Raw genomic sequence first — 22,905 nt, 5'->3', positions numbered from 1 at the left:
AAGCGCCCGACGGGCGCCGTCTATGACGCGACTTAACTCACGCCGTTGGGTCCAATTAGGACCTGACGAATCTTCTTGGCCAGGTCGGTCGGAATATAGGGCTTAGAGATCACATCCAAATCGTTTCCGCCCGCATCCGTGCGCTCAAGTGAGTTCTCTGAATACCCGGTTGTGAGGAGTACCTTGAGGTTGGGATGCCGACGCTTAGCCTCTCGAGCGAGCATTACGCCGTTCATGCCGCCAGGCATGATCAAGTCAGTAAAGAGCAGATCGAAGCTCTCCCCATCAAGCATCTGCAACGCCTCCCTGCCGCTGTAGGCCAATGCGCAGGAGTAGCCGTATTCCTCCAGCACCATCCTGGCCAGCTCTGCCACGTCAGGTCGGTCTTCAACCACCAAAATTCGCTCATGACCCGCCTGCTCAGGAACATGCTCGGGAGTATGTGAGGCATGCAACTGGCTATCGTCGGCTGGGAAATACATTCGGATGGTGGTCCCGATGCCCTCTTCGGAATAGATGCGGGCCGTTCCTCCGGACTGTTTCATGAAGCCGTAGACCATCGAAAGGCCTAGCCCAGATCCCTTACCTTCCTCTTTCGTGGTGAAGAAGGGGTCCATGACTCGGTTAACAATGGCAGCAGGCATGCCAGTACCATTATCGGTGAGAGCAACACTGACATAGCGGCCCGGCATCAGCCCGTCATAGGAAGTCGACGCGAGATCCTGGATGGTGACGTTCTTGGTCTCGACCGTAAGCAACCGATCTGATCGTGCTTCCATGGCGTCCCGGGCATTAATGAAGATGTTCAGCAGCGCAACCTCTGTCTGCGTTGGATCTACCCGGCAATTCCATAGATCAGGTTGCAGCACTAGTCTCAGCTCGGTATCGAGGAGCACCGTAGAGGCCATGTCTTGTGAGGAGCTGACAATGTTGTTGAGATTGATGACACGACCCTGCAGCTTCTGCTTGCGTGAAAAGGCAAGCAGCTGTTGAGTTAAAGTCTTCGCTCGCTCCGCTGCGTCGCGCGCATTCGTCGCACTGCGCAGTACCCGCTGCTGGTCGTACTGAGGCTTGCCAGCGGTTCGCTGGATCATGTCCAGGTACCCGATCATCACCTGCAGCAAATTATTGAAATCGTGAGCTATCCCGCCTGTGAGCTGCCCAAGAGCCTCCATTTTTTGCGCTTGACGCAAACCATCCTCGGCGTCACGCCGACGGCTCACGTCCAACTGGGACGCGAAAAAATAGATGAGCTCTCCAGCTTCGTTGTACACCGGCGAAATGAACAGCGCGTTCCAGAACGACGATCCGTCTTTTTTATAATTGACGATCTCGACCGCAATCTCAGTTTCCTCGTCGATCGCTTTACGAACCTTGGCCACAATCTCTCGATCGGTCTCAATGCCCTGAAGAAATCGACAGTTATGACCGACGATTTCTGACCGGTCGTAGCCGGTCATTTCGATGAAAGCGTTGTTGGCAAAGATGATTGGGTTATCAGGCCGTTTGGGATCCGTAACGATCATCGGCATGCGGGTAGTTTCTACCGCCGCAAAAAACACGTTGTGATCCGAACCGCTGATGTCGCCGGTTGAGGTATTGCTGACAGACTGCGTGCGGTGGACCATCGAAGCTCCGGGTCAAGGAGGAATACAGAGACAGCCAGGACTGCGGACAGGCCGTACGATGGTGGTCAGACAGATCCGAATGATTAAGATTCCTCAAACCCCTTGGCTGAATTGGCAGGCTTCGACGATGTAGCTGAGTAAGGGTGTTACCGAGTTTACAGGCGTCGATTCGTGGCTCGGCGAGAGACCGGATGACGAACCCATTCATTCCCCACGTTCTTTCAGAGCAATTCCAGGAGCTAGTGACGGCCGTGAATGAGGCGGCAAACAGCTGGCTGCCGAAAGTCGGCCCAGACGGCATGCCGTTGGATCCCTGACTTGCGCTACCGAAACGGGACTTATGATTGAACGAAGTGTCCTGCCGCTTGGCGCTCAATCGGCAGGGGTGGCCTCGAACTAGGCTCGTGTGATGTGGGCTACACCCGGAATCGACGGATCTGCTCGTTGAGTCCGACTGCCAGTTCTGACAACTGCTGGCTCGCTGCCCGTGTTTGTTCAGCCCCGGCCGCTGTTTGCACCGAGAGATCACGTATTCGCACCAAGTTGCGGTCGACCTCGCGGGCCACTTGAGCCTGCTCCTCGGCAGCGCTGGCGATCACCAGATTCCGCTCGTCAATGCCCGACACCGACTGGGAAATGGCGGAGAGGGCAGTGCTGGCCAACTGGGCCTGTTCGCGGGTCTGCCGGGCTTGGTCGGCACTCGTCAGCAAAGCATCTACAGTCTGGCCGGTGCCCAGCTGAATGCTTCCGATCATGCTTTCAATTTCCCGGGTGCTCTCGCCGGTGCGATGGGCGAGCGCTCGGACCTCATCGGCAACCACTGCGAAGCCACGACCGGCGTCGCCTGCGCGAGCGGCCTCGATTGCAGCGTTGAGAGCCAAAAGGTTGGTCTGCTCGGCGACCGAACGGATGACGTCTAGAACCTGACTGATGTTGCGAGTCTGCTCAGCCAGCTCACCCGCGCGCTCGCTTGCGCCCATGACGTTATTTGTCAGGGTCTCGATCGCGCTGAGCGTATTACCGAGCTGTTGCTGTCCTTGGCGCGCCGTATCGGCGGCTTGTCGCGAATCGGTCGAGGTGGCCGTAGCGTTGCCGGCTACCTCGTCGACCGCTTGGCTCATTTCCGTCACTGCTGTGGCTGCCATCTCGATTTCGCTGTTCTGCTGCTGCAGGCCGATAGCGCTCTCATGCATGACCGCCGTCATTTCCTCCGCAGCCGAAGCGAGTTGAGTCGCGGAATGGCCCAAGTGGCCCAAGGTGTCCCGCAAATTAGTTTGCATCTCCTGCATCGCCTGCAGGAGCTGAGCCGCTTCGTCTTTACCACGTGTGTCCAGCGTCTGTGTTAAGTCACCACTGGCGATGGTCTTGGCGGCGCTTACAGCGTCAGCTATCGGTCTGGTCAAGCTTACGGTTAGACGCCAGGCAAGCAGCAGAGTCAGGCCCAGAGCAAGTCCTATAGCTACCCAAGTGATGGACCTGGATTGGGTATACGTCGCATTGCCGGTTTCGGCGGCTGCTTTGATGTCCTCCTGGTTGATCTTGCGCAGGGCCTCGGTACTTTCATTCATCTTCGCACCCAGCTGTGCCATGCCTGACTGCACCAGAGCGCGCGCTTCATCCACCTTTCCAGCGGCAACGAGTTCGGCGAGCTGACCAATGCTCTTCAGGTATTCCTGGTGGACCTGGCGAAGGCTCTCGAAGGCCTGACGTTCATGATCCGAGGTGACAAGCCTGTCGTAGCGGCCGAATGCTGCAGCCACGTCGCCATTTATGCCGTCGATTTTGGTGCGTGTGCTTGAGACAGTTGCTGAATCAGGGATGGCCAAAAGTCGCAGTACTTCAATTCGGGTGCGGGCCAGCTGGAGGGCAAGGTTGTCTGCTTCGACGATACTCGGAACGCTGTTGTTCTCGATCACCAAACTCTGGTTGCGGATCTGCGACATCTGCAGAACGCCGAAAATACCGACACCGGCGACCAAGGCGGCCAAAAGGCCGAAACACAATAAACTGCGGCTAGCGATGTTCAGTGAGCGGAAGGTCATGTCCGAGTCCGATTGATGATTGTGCTAAGGACATCGACGACGGGCGTTTTTACTTGAGGTATTAGCATAAGGACGCGACCTCCAGCCGATAGCTGGTGCGGCCCGTCTTGGAAACTTACACAGGGGAACGCCGCCCTCCATGAGGTCTGGCTTCAAACTGGGCATACGCAGTCGAGAGCAAGGCGTGCCGTGGATTGGATCGTTGCCAGGGCGCAAGTGGTGCCTTGAGGCGATCGGCAGCAGTCTTGTCTGGGTAGCTTTCCGCCTAAAGCACCCGCTCGGATAGAACCCTGTGCCGCCTACTGGCTGCGTATAACGGGATATCCGTTAAATAGGCCTCCTGACTTTCCGACAGTCCGGGGGCCTTTTTATGGCCGCAGATTCTTGTTCATTGCGAACGACAGCTATCGACCCATAGCGGCCTGTCGGCAGCTAGCAGGTCAAAACCGCTGAGAGGAAGCGAGAAAGCATCCGTCACAGGGCATTGTCAATATGCCTCACCTTCATCGCCTTCAACGATGGCTGCGAGTGCTTTCGCAATTTCCTTGGCCTTAATGATTGCCGCATCGCTGTAGACGAAGGAAATTACCCCCTTGCGATAATCAAAGAGATACTGTTGCTGTGTTAGTGGATTCGTCCAAATTGCCGAGTTTTTGCCGCTGGAAACAATCGTTTCACCGGTGACGGGATTTCTGCGAGCCAACTCGTTTTCTAGCTTCATCGATGGATCACTTGCGCAAAGTGATTGCCATTCTTCAAGAGCTATTTCCATTGGTTTGAAAATATGAAGTTCGTAGGCCATAGGTGTGCTGGCTCCTAACTTTTGGCTGCGTGTGAAGAGTTTGTGAGAGGCCTGAATGTCAGCGACGGCCGAGGCCAGCGACTGACGGCAGAGCTGTCCAGTGACTGCTTCTGGCCGATTGCTGCCTAATGAGGGCAGGCATTTACCCGCCAAGAGCTGACGTTTTTGAGTTGTTGGTACTAGGTTGATTTGACCACTCATATTTACCGAATTTGATCCGCCCTCTATTGAGCGATACCAAACTCAATCTCCGTTCTTTGCCTCCCATGTGGCAAGCAGGAAAAGTGCAGTTGAGCCCGCCAGATTCACTGCCAGCTCTGCGTGCCTTGGAGCAGCCTTCACCCCGCCTTTTCCTTTTCCGTGAGCATCGCTGAGACGATTCCGAAGCGCGCCTAAACCCTCTATAACTGCTGTACACCCTCCAAGGATTTGCTTAAATACAACCTCTTCATGTTGTGCCTTCGTCAGATTTAAAAGCGTAGCTGTTTGCTTGTAGAGCTTGTTCAGGTCAGGAGTTGTCTCATGGTCGCTCGTTCCGGCTTCGTCAAGAATGTGTTTGCATACCGACTCTAGGAGCGTACGGGCCATGGTTATAGCTCCCTCGGGATCGGTTGAGCGCCTTTCAAGCGCCTTTGTCCAAGCGATCCGAACGTGCTCAGCGTCAATGCGGTCCAGCGCTTCAGAGACAACGATATCTGAAGGGGGCTCCCCACCCGATTCAGCGAAGTCAACGAGCGCCCTAAAATCATCCCAGATGAATTTCCTACGCTCGGCGTAGCTTGCGAATTTCGGCTGGATGAACCCCCAAAACTGATCCAAGTTCCTGTAACGACGCACCCACGCGGGAACCAGCGATGCCACACGAGGGTCATCAAGAACGCTCTGCCGGTAAAGAGGGTGAGCCCGCTCATCATCGTCGTTTCCGTTCCCGGTGGCACGATTGATGTAGATCGATTGCAAGCCTTCAACGTCATCAATGAGAGCCATAGCTTTCCTACTTTCGTCGCCTGTATACCAAACAGTTATACCAGCTCATGATTGCCTATAAGCCTAGCGCGTAGCGACACAGCTGCGCGTGCGCCGTATGGGGCTATGCGGTTGCGCGCAATCTCAAATCCACTAATTACCGTATAGCTGAGTGACCGCATTTGGCCGAAAGCTGCCGTTAATAAACCGACCAACAGGCGTAGCTTTATTGGTTGGTGCGCATGGCTTACAACTCAAACAAGGGTATGGTTTTGGGCGTATCAAACCGGCCCGCACAGCGCTACCTTCAGCATCTAACAAATGTACGCTGAGGAATGGAAACAGTGGAGACTGAACGAGGTATTGAAGAATGGAACGGTCGATGGTCGATCGTTGCCGGACGTGCTGTATGCACTGGCTGCATGGAAAGCCAAGCACTGGAAGACTGCGAAGCCCCATTCCTACACGCCGAAACCTGTCCAGCCAACGACTTTGAAGACCATCATCCCTGGGTAGCGTTGCACGACATTCTTGACAATGCCCGGGGGTGAGCTGCTGCACAGCCCCGAACTTCATCTGTTAATACTTCACCTTGTAGGTCGGTGAGTCCTCTGGCCGGTTCTCTCTCCGGTCATAGATCTTGGTCGTGCTGATATTGGCGTGACCCAGCCAGGCCTGGACCTTCGCGATATCGGCTTCATGCTCCAGGGCGTTGGTGGCCGCAGTGGCTCTGAGTCCGTGCACTCCAAGGCCGTCGACCTGAATCCCAGCCATCTTCGCGTAGGCTGCGACCACGGTGTAGATGCCATTGGCCGTAATACCGGCGCCTGTCAGTTTGCCTCGCAGCGGTATGAACAGCGGCACCTTTCTGTCGGCCATATGATGCCCTGAGCTTTCCAAGTACTGATGAATGCGGCCGGCTGCGACCGGGTGCAGCGGCAGATATCGCACCTTGCCGCCCTTGCCATGCACCTTCAGATGCTGGATCCCGCGTCGCTCCTGGATATCGCTCACCTGCAGCAGCGCCGCTTCTTCGCGGCGCAGCCCGTGATAGAGAAGAACAGCTAACATCGCCCGGTCGCGCAGCCCTTTGAGGGTCGTTTCATCCGGCGCCTCAAGCAGCGCTTTGGCCTGGTGATCGCCCAGTGCCGGTGTCTTGCCTTCGTTGCTTTCTATCTTCGGTCGTTTTACCCCATGCACGGGATTGCCGCCGGCGATCGCGTTGCTTTCTAGGAGGTGATCAAAGAGGCTGGCCAAAGCTGCCAATTTGCGTCGGATCGTGGCGCCCGCCAAACCGCGATGCTCGAGCTGGGCACGCCAGGCCAGAACGTGCGATCGGGTCACCACGCGAAACTCATCCGCTGAAGCCAATCCGACAAAACCACAGAAGTCCTCCAGGTCATTTTGGTAGGCACGTCGTGTTCGAGGGTTGTCCAGGTTGGCAAACCACTCGACTGCAGCGGGTACCCGCGCCAAATCCTGAAATTCGACCGCCGTCAGCCTGCGCTGATCGTTCTGGGCAGTTTTCGTCAGTTCCTGCATATCTATCTCTCTGTTGGCACTGCTACGAGCACTGATGGTCATTCCAGTCACCAAAAGAACGCGCTAAGCGAACGCCGTACGCAGATCGGATAAACGGTGATAATTGGTGATAACGTATTTTATCACTAATTAATATGGCGTGGCTGATATGCATTAGCCGGAAGGGATAAGCAACAATGATCCCTTGACCCATACGTCGAGACGGTGCAGGCCATGCTAGGTCATACCAAGCTTGATCAAAGCAATCCTTACGTAACATCAATCAAGCCACGATTTGACATGGATCGAGGTTGCTCTGGCATAGAGACATCAGTAGTGTGTTGGATCCATCTTAGATCAGGCATCGTCGCTCAGCAGTACCCTCAAGCTCCGACTATGAAAAAGGTGGGGCCGAGGACGTAGGAAAGTGCAGTTGTCGCTCCCGGCAGAGCAGTACACGATGGACATCATAGCGCTGTGACGGCAAGCCTCAAACAAGCTTCGCGACTTGGTTAGTAAGGTCGGGATGGAGATTTGAAATGCTCGTTTCGTGCCTAAATTTGGCGCTTGGTGGCGCGAAGCTTGAAATGGTGATCTGAAAATGAGGCCCCCGGCAACTCACGTCCAGATCGCGCTTCTAGAAATTCCAATAAAGGAGAAGGCAACTGGTCAGCCAACCTATAGGGAAGAAGATGTATACAGCTGCAATGGAGGGTTGGGAGATTTGTACGTCTTGCTGGGGTACCGGCAAGCTTCAGGTCAGGCTGTCCAGCGGTGCATCTAATTTTCACTTCGCAGGTAAGTAGATATGCGCAAAGTGTAAGGCACATTACAGCACCGAAGATTGAGGTAGAGACTATGAACTTAGCGGGAGAATCACGACTACTCAAAATGCGGTTGACGGCGGGCATCGAGTGTCAGCGTAACTCAACGGATGATGCTACTGACCGATACAAAGATTAAAACCTACTGAGCAGCAGCTGCACCTAAATGGTTCAAGCCAAGACGAGAATCTCATGGATTACGCTAAAGAATGTTGGAGTAAAGAGTTTCATGCCTATGGAACTGCACAGCTGTTTGAGGCACGAGCTAAGAGGCTTCAAAGGTTAAGAATCTGGATAACGTTCCTAGGAATTATTTCTCCCGTTCTCATTGGCGGGACAGTACTGGCGTTCGGAACAAACTCTGCAATATTACCCATTGCACTGGCATGCGCAGGTGTGGTCGGGCTGTGTCAGCTCACCTTATCTACATGGTCTCTTGTAGCTCGCTGGGACGAGCAGTACGAATATGCTCTCGATTCGACCAAGGCTAATACAGAGTTGTATAATCGGTTCAAAAAAATATCTGGTTCCAGCGCTGTTGATCTAAAGAAAAAGTATGAGCAGGCCTGTACAGATTATGAAGAAAGAGAGCAAAAAGATATAGCAAAAGGGGTTTCAGATAAAGAAAAGCGCTTCGCTAATCGTAGATCTTTGCAGTACTATGGCAAGGCCTGCTCGGTATGTAAAATAGTACCAATAAGCTCAAAGCCGTCAAAATGCGATGGTTGCGGAAATTTTTAATTGTGGAGCATAAAAAATGAGCGATAACGTATCAAAGATAGTTAATGCGTTTATGAAACTTAGCGATTCCGAGAAGCGCAAAGTGATTGAGGTTGTGGTTAAATTACAACGAGCTACCGGAGCATTAATCGAGCGACAGATTATCAAGAGCTATGGTCTTGAGTCCATGGAAAACGCGACGACGATAAACTTTGCTCCAGTGCCTGGTGGGTGCCCAACTTGCGGTAAGTAATAAAGAGTTATTAGAGTAGGCCCATCCGTGGCTTACTCTTAAACTATTTTCAATCGAGAAAATGATATGGGGGTGCATAAAAATTTAATCGCCCTTGGCTTCGTAGACATCTCCAAGCCTCTAAGATATGGAGAGCGTATATCCCATTAGTCCAGTCGATGAGCTAGATCTACCAATGCAGGGTAAAGCTTGATCTGAGCATAATGATTGTAAAAGTTGTTAAGGATTTCAGATATAAAACTCGCGCCCTGTTCCCTGCTCAGAAAGTTTCTAACTTCTTGTCTGGTTGATCGGTGGCACCGAAGATACCAACCAGCGATGGTATGAATGCTTGAGTTGGAGTCGCCGAAATGTAGGTTCATTGACGGGAACTTACCCTCCACCGACTTTGCTGCCTCGTCTCCTTTTAGAAATGCGCGGTATAAATTCCTGTCCGCATCTTTAAGGAATAGAAGGTACGCGGCCCAAAAGAATTGAAAAGAATCTTTAGCGCAGTTTTCTTCAAAAGCTTGAATTTGAGACACAAGCTTTTCGAGCTCCCGAAGCTGCGGGTCGAATGTATAGAGCATTGCGAGAATAACAACCTGCCTTGCATTAAGCTTATTGGTTTTGTTGTGCGCAATAGTGTTTTGGTCAGGGTTTACTCGTTTTTCGCTTGGAAAGGCGTGCCTGTCATTATCAGAACTAGCTAGCGGAAGCGCAATAGCGGTCCATGAATCACGATAATTACCGGCAAAGACGGTTTTTACCCAGTTCTCCATATTGGTATTGTCTAACTCAAACTCGGCGTCAAAGAAGCGTTTGAGGTATTTATGCGATTCAAAACCGTTTCCGTATATCGCGGTGATGGAGTGTGCCAACTGCGTGGTGTCGCTCGCGATTATGAATTTGCATAATGGTATATCAAACAAATGCTTAATTCTTTCGAGAAGCTCAATGGCGAAGGTCGGTCTACAACGGTCAAGCTCATCGATAAATATATAAGCAGGAATTGGATCGGAATTTTTATTCTTTGCCGCTTCCGCTAGAAGATCAAGCAGAACTTTCTTAAAATCTTCGACACTTTTAAGTGCTTCCTTCTTTGAGTCAATCAGTTTCTCAATGGCTTTTTCTGCAGCGTCGCTGGGCAGGTCTTCTAGGCCTTCCGTAGCAATCGCCAAGTCTTCTGCATCGATGGCTGTAGCCTTCTTCACTAGCCCTTTCACAATAACTGGTGTCGCAGCAAGCAACGTTTTAGCTGCAGACTTGGTAAAAGCAGCGAGAGTTTTCTTCGTTTTCGCGGACCGTCCGATTTGGTCGGTTAATTGGTCTTTGATAGTGGCCACTAAAGATACGAATGGATCACCTGTATAATCATGCTTCCAAGCATCAAAATACACGCATACTCGGTTTTCTTTAGCTTCCCTTTGCCATTCAGTAACAAAGAAAGTCTTTCCCGATCCCCACTCGGAATTAATGTTGAGCACTTTTATGTGCGGAGACTGATCCAAGTGTCGTGTGAGAAATTTCGCCACCCGTTGCCTGTCCATACAATCTTTAGCCCAGGGTGTTTGTTGCTCTAAATGTTCCATGGCTACCTTTCATTCTGTGTGAGGCTAAGCTTGATTATGCCAGCGCATCTTTGGAAGTACAGTCAAAGTCTGATCGTCAGCTTTCATTTCAAGCGGTGGGATGATGCCGCTAGGTAGCCATGGAGCAAGCCGCCGGTAGCGGGCAGCTTTTACAGAAGGTCGATTGCCACTGAAACTATCAGTCGCCCGGCTTGTGTTTATGTGGCGGCAAGGTTGGGTGTTTTTTCTCACCGGGCGGATCTACACGGCGTCTTTCGTCGTCTTTCCCATCTTCGCGCTTTGGTTTCGGACCTGGCTTGATATCTGTAAACATATGTACTCCTCTGAGTCGCATTGTTTGAACGCTTTCAAACCATAGCACACCGTTTTGACTCACCTAGGACTGCAGTAAGCCGGATACCCGGTCATTCTCTGGCCCCCTGTTGACCCTGACGCGCAGTAGGAAATTCGCTGTACTCACAAGCCGTTTGTCACGGCCGTCGCCCCCAATCCATCCACGGCCAATACAGATCCCTCTGCTCCAGCTGCTTGGGGTCAGTGCATGACGTCCGTCGGCAGAACCCCCGGCGCAGGTGAAAGGGCCGTGTGATAGCAGCCTTGATGCAAGCTCGTCAATGCATTGACTTATGTTGATTCTGATATCGGCCGAAGTGGAAATGGGAGCCACTGTGTTGACAGTGATATCAAAACCGATATAGAATTCATCCCGCTGCATTGTGCAGCGCATAACCCGGTAGCCGGGGTGTGATAGATCGCGAAAGAGCCAATTTTAAGGCCGCGACACGCCACGGTATGGACTACCCAAGAGGAACTGCTATGCGAAACCCTACTTATAGATTTAAGCCCCTGAGGCTAAGGAGTTGTGATGGAACGCGTTACCGAAAAGCCGATCGAATTTGTTGGCAGCAGTAAAGATGACTTGCGAGACTTTCCCAGTACCGCAGTGCGGCGGTCCGGGTTCCAGCTTAGCAAGGTGCAAAAAGGTGATGATCCGGATGACTGGAAGCCCATGCCAGATGTTGGTAAAGGGGTCCGGGAAATTCGAGTGACGTGTGATGACGGGGCTTTTCGCGTGTTTTATGTGGTGGACCGGCCGGAGGCAATCTATGTGCTGCATGCCTTCCGTAAAACCACACAACAGACGGAAAAGCGTGACATTGACCTGGGCAAAGCCCGGTTCAAGTCACTGGGCTAGGCGGCGATGGGCGACGGCGACACCCCTTATCGAAAGATAGGGGGTATTCGTCCGAAAGCAGTACCCGCTAGGACTCGTGCCCTGGGTAAACGTAACAAATAGTTAGTAATCAGACTTTTGAAGTCACGAGGGTAATACAGTTATGGCAAACGAACGCTACACCAGTGTATGGGACGCGTTGGTTGACACGCCAGAAGAGGCAGAAAATCTGCGTGTGCGCTCTGAGTTGATCATGGCGCTGACCAGTGTGGTACAAGGCTGGAACATGTCCCAAAGGGAAGCGGCCGCTCGGCTGCATGTTACACAGCCGCGCCTCAATGACCTGCTGAAGGGGAAAATCGACAAGTTCTCCCTGGACGCCTTGGTCAACATGTTGACCGGTGCAAACCTGAAAATTCAAATCGAAGTAACCGAGTGTTCTGCGGCCTGATCCCAGGCAATCAACCACTTGAACGCAATAATGTATCGAACGGGCTGGCCTTTATGTGCTGGCCCGTTTACGTTTAGGCCTTGGAAATTCAAGGTAATCCGCTTTCCTGTCTTGGTCAGAGTCATGTCGGCGCACCATCAAACCCGCTCACTGCTGGCTTTCGCAGTATCGAGGACGTGTTTCGGGTCTTTCAGTTGAGGGAATGAAATGGAATTGTCTGCAAAACTCAGCGTTCGCTACATCAATGCACTCCGGCAGTTGCCGCAATATCAATGCAATGTCGATAGCTCTGGTCCCTTGACCCACGCTTTTACCGGCGTGCGCGTGACACCTACAGGTGAGCTTCACGATGAGGACGACACTGTAGGCATCTTGGGACTTGAATTTCCAGGTGGCCACAAGATCGAGGTGCATGCTTTCGCGTTCTTTCAGATTGCATTGAAAGAAGCTGCTGAAATCGAAATCAGCACTGCGCCTGGCGATTTTGGAATTCGAGAAGGGAAACAAACCCCAGTACAGCTACGCATAGGTCAGCTTGGTGAGCATCTTCGACGCAAGCATTCTTTAGACGAATAGGAAAACTCGATGCTGCGTCGGTCTGCTCTGGTGCTCAGGCGGTTTTTTTTGTGGAGCTTAATGTCATGTGTAGCGTGCTGTGGGATATGGGTAGGTATGTACAACCTGCTCCACGCTGGTTCAGGATTAGCGATTTTTGGAGCAGCCTTTATGGGGCTTTTGAACGTTTGCGGGCTGATACACACCTTTAAAGATTACGTGCTGGATAGATAGGAAAATGTGGAGAGGTTATAGCTGGATCTTATCCATTACGATATTGCCCAGATGAATACTCGGGCGGTTACTCTGATCGACGAATGATTGTGAACACCAAGTTGATGGTGCAGCTCGCTGAAAGCATGCAATCAGATATTACAGCTCGCAGGGCCGCGAAATGCTGCAGCTACTGATGGCTGGTTTATCTGCCACCAACGCTTCAGTATGCATCAATGCTCGGTTTTTGGAACACGGGTGTGCGCGCAAGGCCGGGCCTGATTGGAAATTATTAACGTGGTGTAACTATCACAAATGCGGGCCTAAGATGGCTCCTCTCGGTAGCCTGTATCTCCTAATGCCTGCCGCAGCCGACGGTTTCGTGATATGCGAGCTGTCATCCACGCACTGCTGGCGCTGGTCGCGCTGCCGACCATCCTCTGCTTTTCTGCACGACCAGGCCATTTAATACCTCTGGAAAGTGGAGATTCAATATCAGGCTGCTATATCGTCCATATGAGAAACTGGCAAGTGTAATAAAATTATTGTTTTCCTTCTGATTCAGAACGCATCTTGATAGAGTCAATATAATCCTTCACCTCTAATAGTCTTGGACTCGTGACCCTACCATCTGAAACTGCTTTAAGAAGACCCTTAAGGTATTCGCTACCTTTTAAGCTTCCATCAGCTAGTTTTGCAACGTACTCAGAGTTAAATTGTTCACCACTGATTGCTGTCCAAGTACGTTTAATGGCATCAATAGTGTAATCCAAATTTTCGAACTTACACTCGGCAGCTCTGCGCAATGAGATCAAAGCGCTTGTATGGCGAATGTTTCGCTCTGCAGCAGAGTTGTTTTCAGAGCTAGCCCACGTTTCTGCGATAGCAAGCTCTTGCAAACGCTTACTTAATTCGTCCACCACATCTAGCGCACGATACATACTGTAATATGCTTTTGCCTTCTGAACAAAAAACTCGGGCTCCGAACCTCGTAAAACCTCCAAGCGTTCGTAAAACTTCAGAATTAAATCACCCGCACCTCCTAAATCCCCGCCAAAAGCAAAGTTAAGACTATCAAAAAGTGACAAATCAATCGATAGTCGCTTCTCGTCGTCTGGTAAATCACGGACAAGATTGAAAATCGCGTCGACACACCAAGCTTCGCCACGTGATCGATAAAGCTCAGACATCACTGCAAGAAGCCAAGCCTCAGAGTTGCATATTATTTTATAACCAGAGTGATTTGCAATCTCAGTGATATCTAGCTTTTCGAACTCCAGATAAGGGGAGCAGCTGGAAACAATCTTTTCTAGATGCTCTAAATCCGAGCTTATAAATCTCGCCCAGTCGCCATTCACTTTTCGTTTGACACTCATGAGATAAAGAAGATTTAGTAGCTCCTTTTCTTTAGGCACGCGCTTGATGACAGTGTTTTGCCCAAGTGTCTCGTAGACAAAAAATAAATTATCTAACAGCTTTTTCCCACCTTTAAACGTTGGGCACCTAACCGACTTTAAACCTTGGTTCGCCAGCTTCGTTTCGGACTGGTCAAAGACTCGGCTAATTTCGATGATCGGTACCTGACTCAGCTTCGAAGGGCTCAGTGCGTCTATTATGTACCCCTCACCAGAGTCGAGAGTAATTAGCACTGAAGTTTTTCTTTCCCTGAGTTTTGTTTCATTATTTCGAATTACCTTGGCAAGCTCAGTGTCGATTGTTTTTGAGTCAAAAATTATCAGGGAGTTGGATAGACCAAGGAGTCGATTTACGAAGTGAGTTTCCAACTCGGTTCCGGAATCTATAAAAAAAACCTTACGGTCTTTAAATGAATTTGCAATTGATCTAAGTGTTAACGTTCTTCCTGACACTCGCGGACCTAATAAAACAAGTGATCCGCCATGGTGTATGCTGGAAATTATCTGCTTTTCTTTAGATCGCACACCATAATAATAAGGCAAGATCGCTGCGCTCTTAGAGCTTTGCCCGACAGTTTCCGCAACACCCTTGATCAAAAAATCTTGGTTGGATCGCGCGTTGGCATCTAACACAGTTGTTTCAAAAATATACTTTTCGAGCTCCGCATCACCTTCGGCAGATAAGGAGTATGCCTTTTGTATTAAAGAGTATGTTTGGTCATATTGGCGGTCATCAATAAGAATAACGGTGTTAATCCCATGCCTTCTCAGTACGCTGGATTCTAAGGAGCTAGGAGCCGCACTGCGAAATATTATGCGCTTTGTTTTAGAGTCTTTAGGGCTTTTTTGGCCTGAAACCAAAAACGCTATATCGTCTTCATCAGTAAGAGAGCACCCTATGAATAGAATATTCTTATATAAAAGGTCCTCCTCCAGTATTTCAAGCATTCGCTTATTGGTTTCAATGCTTTCAAGGTAGGAGGCCTTCTGAAATACAAGGCGCTCTGAATCGTGCGTTACTTCGTAGTACACATCCCCATGTAACTTATAGACTGGTCGAAAATTTCTAGAGCTGTTGCTCAGATTCGAATCGTAAGGGTATATTGGGGAATATTGGGAATGGCGTTCAATGGCATTGTCTATGTTTAAAGTATAAATATACTTCCAGTCGATATCGTTTATCAACGATGCTTTATTGGAAGATAGAGATACGTTGTAAAACCGTTCTCGAATGGTGGCCTTTGTAATTTCCTGTGGCAAAATGCTCTGGTCAAAATATACCTCACATAGATCAGGAAACCTATATCCTTCGAGCTTCTTTAGATCATCTTCTGACAATCCTATGCCGTGCTGTTTAAGTTGCTCTAGCATGAGTTCTGAAAGCTGGGTGCCTGAAGGAACTTTAGCTCCGCTCTGAGCCGACTCCCCTACGGTAAATCCTGCACCGAAAACGGGTACAAGAGTCCCACGCTTGAAAAAATCTGAAAGCAACTCGATTGTTTCAGGCGCATCATGACGAATGATTTCCAAAACCCCTCCTACCCTAAAGCTCCTTCCTAGTGCTTCATGCGACTAGGCCAAGGCTATAGAATGCCACGCCCAGAAAGATCGGAGTAGCATCTGGCTACTAGCTCGACGCAGAGCGCATTGTGCAGGCAGATACTGGGCGGACACTATGGTCGGGAAAGTCCTTGAGATTTTCTATTAACAGCCTTTATGTGGTGCTGTAAGGGTAGCTACTCGTTCTTGGCCCATTCCTTCCTTGACTAGCGGCTGCACAAACTACGTCGCCCGGAGCTAGGTCGCAAAGTACAGATGCTCCCCGGCACGGGAAGTTGACGTGCTACAAGCTCATTTGCCGATCGACTTGCCTGCATCCTGTGCGGTGGTCGGTGGGGCTGGGTACATCTGACCTCTTTCGGGTAGTGGATGCATCGACTCGACTTTCCACAGACGCAATCCCTTCCCCGTGATCGCTGGCCGCTTGAGCCGGTACGGTTACAGGAAAGTGCGAGGTCGGAAAGACAGCCTTGATACTCGACGCTGGTGGGATACCTTTTGATCTCAGCTGATTCGAAGACAATAGCGTTACCGCCGACTACGGCGGGAGGTGAGCAGCCGGCCGATCAGAAGCGAGGCTTTATGATGCTCAAGTTCATGCTTGACACCAACATCCTCATGTTCATCCTGTCCACCATCGATCACCAGGGCTGGTCATCCATTCGGGACAGCTTATCAACGTCCTGTCCCCGGCTGCTGCGAGGATGCGTCGGCGTTCCAAAGGCATAAAAAACCCGCCGTAGCGGGTTCATTTGAACAGCTCTGCATGAGTGCCTATATCAACAAAAATCACATCTGTTTTCGTGACCTGGTAGACCAGCAAGAAGTCACCACGGATATGGCACTCTCGGTTGCCCGCCCATTCGCCTTGCAATTCGTGATCTAGGTACTGAGCCGGCAACGTATCACCTTCCCAGAGCATTCTCATCACATCCCTGGCTTCGGTCATAGGTTGCCGGCCAGCATCATTGTGCCGCTGCCATGATTTCTTGAATTCAGGCGTGTACGCCGTTCTCTTCGGCAACGGGGCGCGCTTTAGATTTGCCGGTTTTGCGGGCTTCTTTGCCATCTAGATCCTCGAACAATTCGTCAATCGAATCGAACCGACTGCGGATCTCACGAGCTTGAGCCAAGGCTCGAGCCGTTTTCTCGGAAGGCGCCTTCACTTCAAAAGGAAGCCCTCTGGTTTCCACAACTTGACGAAGAAAGAGACGCATCGCGTCGCTCAGGCTCAGGCCGCAAGCGCTCAGCACTGCAGTAGCTTGCTCTTTCAAATCTTCTTCGATGCGGCAACGCACGTCGGTGCTTTTCAGTAATGCTGTCATGATATCGTCCTCCAATGCCTTGTGTAGCTACATCGTTACTACATGTAGTTTGTACCCTTTCACAAATAACCACAAGTAATCCCTTATCATTTCTGATCATCGGCCCAGCCGCTGAAAGGCCTACAACGAATCCCCTCCGGCAGTGGAGGTTGGCTGAATCGCAAGCCGATGTCCCCACCAGCGGTGCCAACCTGACCTTCCATCCTGGTATGGCAAGGGGGCAACCAGTCACTCCGCGACTGACCGACTTGGCTGCTTTACAAGAAATTATGCTTGGGGAATAATTATTGCCTGCCAATAATTGAGGATAATTCAGCCATGGTCGACATCTTTCTTCGCCCCCAACTGGCTGCTGAGATGACCAAGCAGCTCCTAAAACCCACCGCGCTTGAAATCGGGTTTCGCTCTGGATTGTTCCTGTCTGGTCTCCGCAGAACAGGCAAAACTACCTTTCTGAAAAACGACTTGATTCCTGCTCTTGAGGAAGGCGGAGCGCTGGTGATCTATGTCGACCTATGGAGTGATACCCAAACCAGCCCTGCGCAATTAGTTCATGGCGCAGTACGGAAGGCACTGACTGACCTTCAGACACCCACATCGTCATTTTTAAAGAAGCTGAAAGCTTTGCGCGGTGCCGAGATTGAAGCAGTCGGATTCAAGTTTGGTTTCAATCTGGAAACGCTGGGGAAGGATGGCGGTGTCACTCTCGCCGATGCTCTGACCGAGGTGGTGGATCAGGCCAAGACAGATGTCGTGCTCATCGTCGATGAGGTGCAGCACGCCATCACTACCGAGGATGGGCAACAGATGATGCTGGCATTGAAGTCGGCACGTGATGCGATCAACCCGCGACCGAACACCCCAGGGCACTTCCTTTTCATAGGCACCGGCTCTCACCGGGCGATGGTTGGAGAAATGACTGCGCGACGTAACCAGGCTTTCGCCGGGGCTACCAACATCCCATTCCCCGTGCTGGGTGATGACTACGTAGAGTTCTGGCTCAAGAGGTTGCAGGGCGATGGCTACACCCACCTGCCATCTCTAAACGTTGCGGCGGGTGCGTTTAGAACACTGGGTAACAGGCCGGAGGAATTTATCCGGGCTTTTGTTCAGTTGATCAACTCACCTGTTCCCGGTTCTGACCCGGATGTGGTGCTACCGGTTATCGCTACCACCTTGCGATCAGCCGCTGCAGATCACGAGTTGAGGAAAGTCGAGGAACTTGGGGTTCTGGCACAAGCCATCTTTGATCGCATTGCGTCTGTTGAAGGTGACGCTCGAGGCGTGTTCTCAAATGAGGCTGCTGCCGAGTATTCTAAGGTCGTGGGTCGCGAGGTTCGTGTCGATGAGATTCAGCCGGTGGCAAACGAATTGCTCGCCGCCAACTTGATCATGCGCCGTGGCCACGGGCTATATGGTGTGACCGATCCCTTCGTCCAGGAAATCTGGCGTGAGCGTCAGGCGGTACTGAGTAAATTCTGAAGTGTTTGCCATGATGCGGTAGCTCACTGATGCCGGCGTCGTGTTCTTAATGGAGTACCAAAGCAATGGATCCCGCATGCGTGGCATAGCCGACAAAATACGTCTCTACCGTAAAACGTTCCGTCCACCAGTTTTGTATGCGCTGACTTCGTCTGTTTTCTGGCTTACGGTGTTGCTTGCGACGCTTGTAGTAAGCCTTACATTTTTTGATCTGTATGTGCGACTCAGCGATCAAGGCGAGCTTCTCAGCTCCCGCGATCAATGTTTGCTTCTACTGGCTGAAATACCAATGTTGTTCGGGGCGGTACAAATTCATCTTGTCGGGGCTGAGCGTCGGTTTCGATATCTGAATCCAGTTGCAAGTCGCGTCAGCATGCGCACCCCTTATCGCAGTCTGGACCGCGAGAAAATCGCGTTCATCCGTAGAATCTTCAGCCAGCAGGAAAGTCTTCGTGCATTGGCGAGCCATCTGGTTGAAGAGTGGGAATGGCGGGAGGAAATCAAACGGCGTGCCCAAGATCCAATCTGGATTCGTGCCATTGGCTTTTTCAGGCTTCCGAGCACATCCAACTTTGCCACCTACATGGCAGGCTTGGTCGCAATACTTGCGGCCATTCTCATCACGACCATCACTCCAGACACCTTGTTCGGTGCGCTCGAAACGCTCCCCGCCAACGCGTGGTCAATCATCCGCAATCTAACAATCGTCATAGTCCTGCCCATTGGTCTTTGTGTGCTCCCCACGGCGGTAATTATGGCATTTGTTAAGGACATAGGCGTCGCACTGCTTGAGCGGCTGAACGACCAGTATCTTAGCCAGGCCGGCTTTTATCGGTTCATCTCTCAGCTTCTGGAGCTGTATGATGTAGGCGAACGGATGCTGCTTCGTAAAACCCACGGGAGGGTTTATTGGGTCGTTCGTGTGGGCATTGTGCCCTTACAGGACCTCAAGCGAGTAAGAAACAGAATTCGCCGTGCCAGGCGGCTAGCTAAGCAATCTGCCCTCCCCAGATGAAGCCGTTTTTTTGCGGGCATTGCAGGCAGAGCAATGAAGGTTGATACACAAATCAGGGATGCGCTTTCGCGCCTATTACTTAAGGAAAATCATGAACTCTACAGTCAATGATATAGCGTTCACTGAGCGTCGCCGTGTATTTGTGCGAGCTTTAGTGGGTGGAATGTTGCTTCTGGTTATGGCCTTGATTGGGTTGCGTCCTAATTCCAACGGAATTGCCGCGATACTAGGCGTGTGTTCGCTATGGTTCTGGGTTATGGCGTGGCTTAATCGGAAGGCTGGTTCGCAAACCTTGATGATCCTGAAGGATAAGGGCATCTGGTTTTTCAATGCTGATGGGTTAGTTCCCTATACGTCCATTGAAGGTACAGAGGTGGAATCGTATAGCGGGATAGGACAGATGCAGCTCAATACGGTATTTCACATTATCGCCGAAAAGGCTGACACTCTGCCGAAATTCAATGACAGCCGGTTGAAGATCTTTTTCAAGATGCCAAGTGCACGTAAGGGAAGGGGCTTTCGCAAGCATCTGGTAGTGTTCAACTACGGTGGTCTACGCGACCAGGACGGCAAAAACGTCGACTATGAAAACCTTCAAGACGAACTGACTTACCGCATTCAAAAGGCTCACCAAGAGGAACATGAGCAGAGCAATCGAGTATATGTGCCCTCTTCCTCGGCAAATGATGCGCTATCGTCTACCGGGCCTTTCACCAGATAACCGCAATCAGCTGGTTTGGGGTACGAATTCACGGCCTCTTGAGCCGGAAGGCAAAAGAGGGCGTGATCACTCTCCACAGACGAGATCAGAAACGGAGAATCCCGCTCCAGGCGGGATTCTCAGCCGTCGATTGCATGCATTCGACGGGGCAGGACGCTGTTACCTGACACTGGGCCATCTGACTTTCATCAGAAGCGGGGTGCGATCCAAAGATCCCTGAAGCCACCCTGTGGTTTACGCCTAGGCGCAGATAGAATTTTAGTCAATCTATGGCAACCATGCCAGACAAGGAGCAGCACCATGGCACGTGGAGTTAACAAGGTAATTCTGGTCGGAACTTGCGGGCAAGACCCAGAGGTCCGCTACATGCCCAACGGCAATGCCGTGACCAACCTGAGCCTGGCAACAAGCGAACAGTGGACCGACAAGCAGACTGGGCAGAAGGTCGAAAAGACCGAGTGGCACCGTGTTTCGATGTTCGGCAAGGTTGCGGAAATCGCCGGCGAGTATCTGCGCAAGGGTTCGCAGGTTTACATCGAAGGCAAGCTGCAGACCCGCGAGTGGGAAAAGGACGGCATCAAGCGTTACACAACTGAGATTATCGTCGACATGCAAGGCACCATGCAGTTGCTCGGTGGCCGTCCTCAAGAGGACGGCGCTTCTCAGCAGCAGGCACGTCCGCAAGCCGCTTCTCAGCCTCAGCGCGAATCGCGTCCCGCTCCACAGCAAGTGCCGCAGCCAGCCCCTGATTTTGATCGCTTCGATGACGACATTCCGTTTTGACCCGACTCCGCCTTGGCCTTAGGGCCGGGGCTTTCAAGAGGGAAGTCATTACTTCCCAGGGCGGCTGCGAAGATGCCGTAAAATTCAATCTGTCGGCACTATGGCGCCGCCCAGCGGCGCCTTCTCAAGTAAGGGCAAAGCATGTCAACTACCAAGCCACGGCCAGGCCGGGTCAGGCGGTCAATGACCGTAGCGGATTTTGAGCTGCTGCTACCGTTCCTCAAGGGCATCGATCCTGAGCGGATCGAAGCGGCCCGGTTATCGCTTACCCAATCCAGCGAGTACACAAACACCCAGATTGCCGCTAGGTTTGGTGTCACCCGACAGGCCGTGGAGAAGTCGGTCAACAGGGTGTGGGAGGCTTATGAGGAATGGCAGGAGTCACAGGCAGTAGCCACCGGCAAGAAAGTGCCACGCGGCTGGGTCGAGGTGGCAGTGCCACCTACGCTGGTTAACCAGGTACTGGCCCTCATCGCTGAATCACAGGCTGGGACGCGCAAAAAAGCCAAAACCCCAGAGCAATAAAAGCTCTCTTCCCAAGACGTGTGCGCTGATCCATAGCCGGAATCTCTCCCCTTTAAGCTTGATTGAATGGCTTAGCCCTGCCGGCTGCGTCGCAGTCACGGTCGCGCTGCCCAGCGTATGGGATAGCCGGAATCTCTCCCCCTTAAGCCAGATCGTACAACACAGCCTTGCAGGCTGTGCCGTCGTCCCTCGCGCTGCCAAGATATGCCATAGCCGGAATCTCTCCCCTTTAAGCTGGATTGAGTGGTTCAGCCCTGTTGGCTGCGCCGCAGTCACGGTCGCGCTGCCCAGCGTCTGGGATAGCCGGAATCTCTCCCCCTTTAAGCCGGATCGAACGACGCAGCCTTGCGGCTGTGCCGTCGTCCCGATCGCGCTGGCCAGGATATTGGTATAGCCGGAATCTCTCCTCCTTTGAGCTGCATCAGACGGCTCAGCCCTGCGGGCTGCGCCGCGATCATGATTGCGCTGACCAGCGTAGCGGCATAGCCGGAATCTCTCCCCTTTTGAGACGGATCGAACGATGCTCTCTGTGCTCTTCGGTCGTGCAGGAAAGGCCATCAGCCATAGCCGGAATCTCTCCTCCTTAATTAGGACAGGCTGTCGCTAGGCATCCGTCGGGTATAGCCGGAATGTCTCCCCTTAATGTGCGCAGGGCGGCTATGCCCATCAATCACGTACTGGTTTGCAGAGGCGTCAAGGCCGCTGTACAAGGCCGCAGCGAAGCTCAGGGCCGGTTCACCGGCCGAGCCTCGAACGGGCGCTGGGAGCGAGCGCAGCGTGCCTTGATGGATTTGAAGGGCGTTTAAAACCCTTCGAGGTAAAGGGCAGGGGTTGCTGCACCTCCCTTGCCCTCTGCCTCCCGGCGAGGGAGTAAATGCTGTTAGCCATGGATGGGTGCAATGGGACGATCCTCAAAGCTTTAACTGCCAGCCATGCTCGCCCCCTTCGGGGGACGTTCCCCGCGCTGCGCCATCGAGCCGTCGCCCTTCGGTCTAGTCTCGACCCTTTCGGGCGGTCCACTCTCGTTCCGGCCTTTCAGGCCTGCGCGCTCCGCGCACCAAAGGCAGTCGATTTTCGCGGGCGAAAATCTCCCAGGTCAAAAGCGCGCAGTCCGTGCGTGCCAGTTCCGGCGATACGTCCCAATGCGGGGTTTGCTTTATGCGATGGTGACCAACTGGGCGTCAGGTGCAAGGGACGCTTCGCTTCTGCCCTTGCACCTGACGCCCAGCCGGCCCCCTGTATCGCACGCAAACCCTCATCGCATTGGAACGGATCACCTCCAGGGACTGGAGTGCATCCCGATCCTGCAGAAGGAAGGGCGCTGCGCGCCGTTTTTATAAAGTCAAAAGCACGCTCCCC

The 22,905-nt window shown here is 52.1% G+C and carries 19 protein-coding genes; 10 read left to right on the top strand and 9 right to left on the bottom strand.

Annotated features, from left to right (window positions below; genetic code table 11):
* Positions 1 to 32 precede the first annotated feature (32 nt).
* From LT42_RS24545 to LT42_RS24525, 5 genes are all read right to left on the bottom strand, one after another.
* Positions 33 to 1,628, bottom strand: a complete 1,596-nt coding sequence (locus LT42_RS24545) for a histidine kinase famiy protein (RefSeq protein WP_037019363.1) — start codon at positions 1,626 to 1,628, stop codon at positions 33 to 35.
* Between the two features lie 416 nt (positions 1,629 to 2,044).
* On the bottom strand, positions 2,045 to 3,670 hold the full coding sequence (locus LT42_RS24540; RefSeq protein WP_037019361.1) for a methyl-accepting chemotaxis protein: 1,626 nt from the start codon (positions 3,668 to 3,670) through the stop codon (positions 2,045 to 2,047).
* A 487-nt stretch (positions 3,671 to 4,157) separates the two neighbouring features.
* Positions 4,158 to 4,673: a hypothetical protein gene (locus LT42_RS26305; protein ID WP_276209569.1), complete on the bottom strand. Its 516-nt coding sequence runs from the start codon at positions 4,671 to 4,673 to the stop codon at positions 4,158 to 4,160.
* A 42-nt stretch (positions 4,674 to 4,715) separates the two neighbouring features.
* Positions 4,716 to 5,459, bottom strand: coding sequence for an abortive infection family protein (locus LT42_RS24530; protein WP_037019357.1), 744 nt, complete (start codon positions 5,457 to 5,459; stop codon positions 4,716 to 4,718).
* Positions 5,460 to 6,017: 558 nt separating this feature from the next.
* Complete coding sequence (locus LT42_RS24525; RefSeq protein WP_037019355.1) at positions 6,018 to 6,980, bottom strand: tyrosine-type recombinase/integrase; 963 nt, start codon at positions 6,978 to 6,980, stop codon at positions 6,018 to 6,020.
* A gap of 995 nt (positions 6,981 to 7,975) precedes the next feature.
* On the opposite strand from LT42_RS24525, the gene LT42_RS25520 reads away from it, so the two are divergent.
* A complete protein-coding gene (locus LT42_RS25520) occupies positions 7,976 to 8,524 on the top strand; it encodes a mobilome CxxCx(11)CxxC protein (RefSeq protein ID WP_081955461.1) in 549 nt (182 codons plus the stop codon).
* Positions 8,525 to 8,540: 16 nt separating this feature from the next.
* On the top strand, positions 8,541 to 8,756 hold the full coding sequence (locus tag LT42_RS24520) for a hypothetical protein (RefSeq protein ID WP_037019353.1): 216 nt from the start codon (positions 8,541 to 8,543) through the stop codon (positions 8,754 to 8,756).
* Positions 8,757 to 8,902: 146 nt separating this feature from the next.
* Here the strand turns inward: LT42_RS24520 and LT42_RS24515 are convergent, their stop codons facing one another.
* A complete protein-coding gene (locus LT42_RS24515; RefSeq protein ID WP_037019351.1) occupies positions 8,903 to 10,327 on the bottom strand; it encodes a KAP family P-loop NTPase fold protein in 1,425 nt (474 codons plus the stop codon).
* 865 nt (positions 10,328 to 11,192) lie between these two features.
* Here LT42_RS24515 and LT42_RS24510 point away from each other — a divergent pair.
* The 3 genes from LT42_RS24510 to LT42_RS24500 all read left to right on the top strand — a co-directional run bounded on the left by LT42_RS24510 (position 11,193) and on the right by LT42_RS24500 (position 12,528).
* On the top strand, positions 11,193 to 11,522 hold the full coding sequence (locus LT42_RS24510) for a type II toxin-antitoxin system RelE/ParE family toxin (RefSeq protein ID WP_037019349.1): 330 nt from the start codon (positions 11,193 to 11,195) through the stop codon (positions 11,520 to 11,522).
* A 142-nt stretch (positions 11,523 to 11,664) separates the two neighbouring features.
* Positions 11,665 to 11,952 (top strand): helix-turn-helix domain-containing protein, encoded by a 288-nt coding sequence (locus LT42_RS24505; RefSeq protein ID WP_037019347.1) that lies wholly within the window; start codon positions 11,665 to 11,667, stop codon positions 11,950 to 11,952.
* 207 nt (positions 11,953 to 12,159) lie between these two features.
* On the top strand, positions 12,160 to 12,528 hold the full coding sequence (locus tag LT42_RS24500) for a hypothetical protein (RefSeq protein ID WP_037019344.1): 369 nt from the start codon (positions 12,160 to 12,162) through the stop codon (positions 12,526 to 12,528).
* A gap of 734 nt (positions 12,529 to 13,262) precedes the next feature.
* Here LT42_RS24500 and LT42_RS24495 read toward each other — a convergent pair.
* From LT42_RS24495 to LT42_RS24480, 3 genes are all read right to left on the bottom strand, one after another.
* Entirely contained in the window at positions 13,263 to 15,665 is a 2,403-nt protein-coding gene (locus tag LT42_RS24495; protein WP_037019343.1) for an SIR2 family protein, read from the bottom strand.
* 778 nt (positions 15,666 to 16,443) lie between these two features.
* Positions 16,444 to 16,764: a type II toxin-antitoxin system YafQ family toxin gene (locus tag LT42_RS25515; protein WP_081955459.1), complete on the bottom strand. Its 321-nt coding sequence runs from the start codon at positions 16,762 to 16,764 to the stop codon at positions 16,444 to 16,446.
* Entirely contained in the window at positions 16,691 to 17,020 is a 330-nt protein-coding gene (locus LT42_RS24480) for a type II toxin-antitoxin system RelB/DinJ family antitoxin (protein WP_037019335.1), read from the bottom strand. Before LT42_RS24480 ends, LT42_RS25515 begins: the two co-directional genes overlap by 74 nt.
* 318 nt (positions 17,021 to 17,338) lie before the next feature.
* Between LT42_RS24480 and LT42_RS24475 the strand changes: the two genes are divergently transcribed.
* The 5 genes from LT42_RS24475 to LT42_RS24455 all read left to right on the top strand — a co-directional run bounded on the left by LT42_RS24475 (position 17,339) and on the right by LT42_RS24455 (position 21,546).
* Positions 17,339 to 18,502 (top strand): AAA family ATPase, encoded by a 1,164-nt coding sequence (locus tag LT42_RS24475; protein WP_037019333.1) that lies wholly within the window; start codon positions 17,339 to 17,341, stop codon positions 18,500 to 18,502.
* Between the two features lie 76 nt (positions 18,503 to 18,578).
* Positions 18,579 to 19,517 carry a hypothetical protein gene (locus tag LT42_RS24470; RefSeq protein WP_037019331.1) on the top strand — a complete coding sequence of 313 codons (939 nt, stop codon included), beginning with the start codon at positions 18,579 to 18,581 and terminating at the stop codon, positions 19,515 to 19,517.
* A 91-nt stretch (positions 19,518 to 19,608) separates the two neighbouring features.
* On the top strand, positions 19,609 to 20,238 hold the full coding sequence (locus LT42_RS24465; protein WP_037019330.1) for a hypothetical protein: 630 nt from the start codon (positions 19,609 to 19,611) through the stop codon (positions 20,236 to 20,238).
* Positions 20,239 to 20,538: 300 nt separating this feature from the next.
* Entirely contained in the window at positions 20,539 to 21,021 is a 483-nt protein-coding gene (locus LT42_RS24460) for a single-stranded DNA-binding protein (RefSeq protein ID WP_037019328.1), read from the top strand.
* A gap of 183 nt (positions 21,022 to 21,204) precedes the next feature.
* Positions 21,205 to 21,546, top strand: a complete 342-nt coding sequence (locus tag LT42_RS24455; RefSeq protein ID WP_037019326.1) for a TrfB-related DNA-binding protein — start codon at positions 21,205 to 21,207, stop codon at positions 21,544 to 21,546.
* Positions 21,547 to 22,905: the final 1,359 nt, after the last annotated feature.

This window comes from Pseudomonas lutea (genome assembly GCF_000759445.1).
Taxonomy (GTDB): domain Bacteria; phylum Pseudomonadota; class Gammaproteobacteria; order Pseudomonadales; family Pseudomonadaceae; genus Aquipseudomonas; species Aquipseudomonas lutea.
Note: the sequence above shows the minus strand (reverse complement) of the source record. Positions and strands in the feature narration are given on the sequence as shown.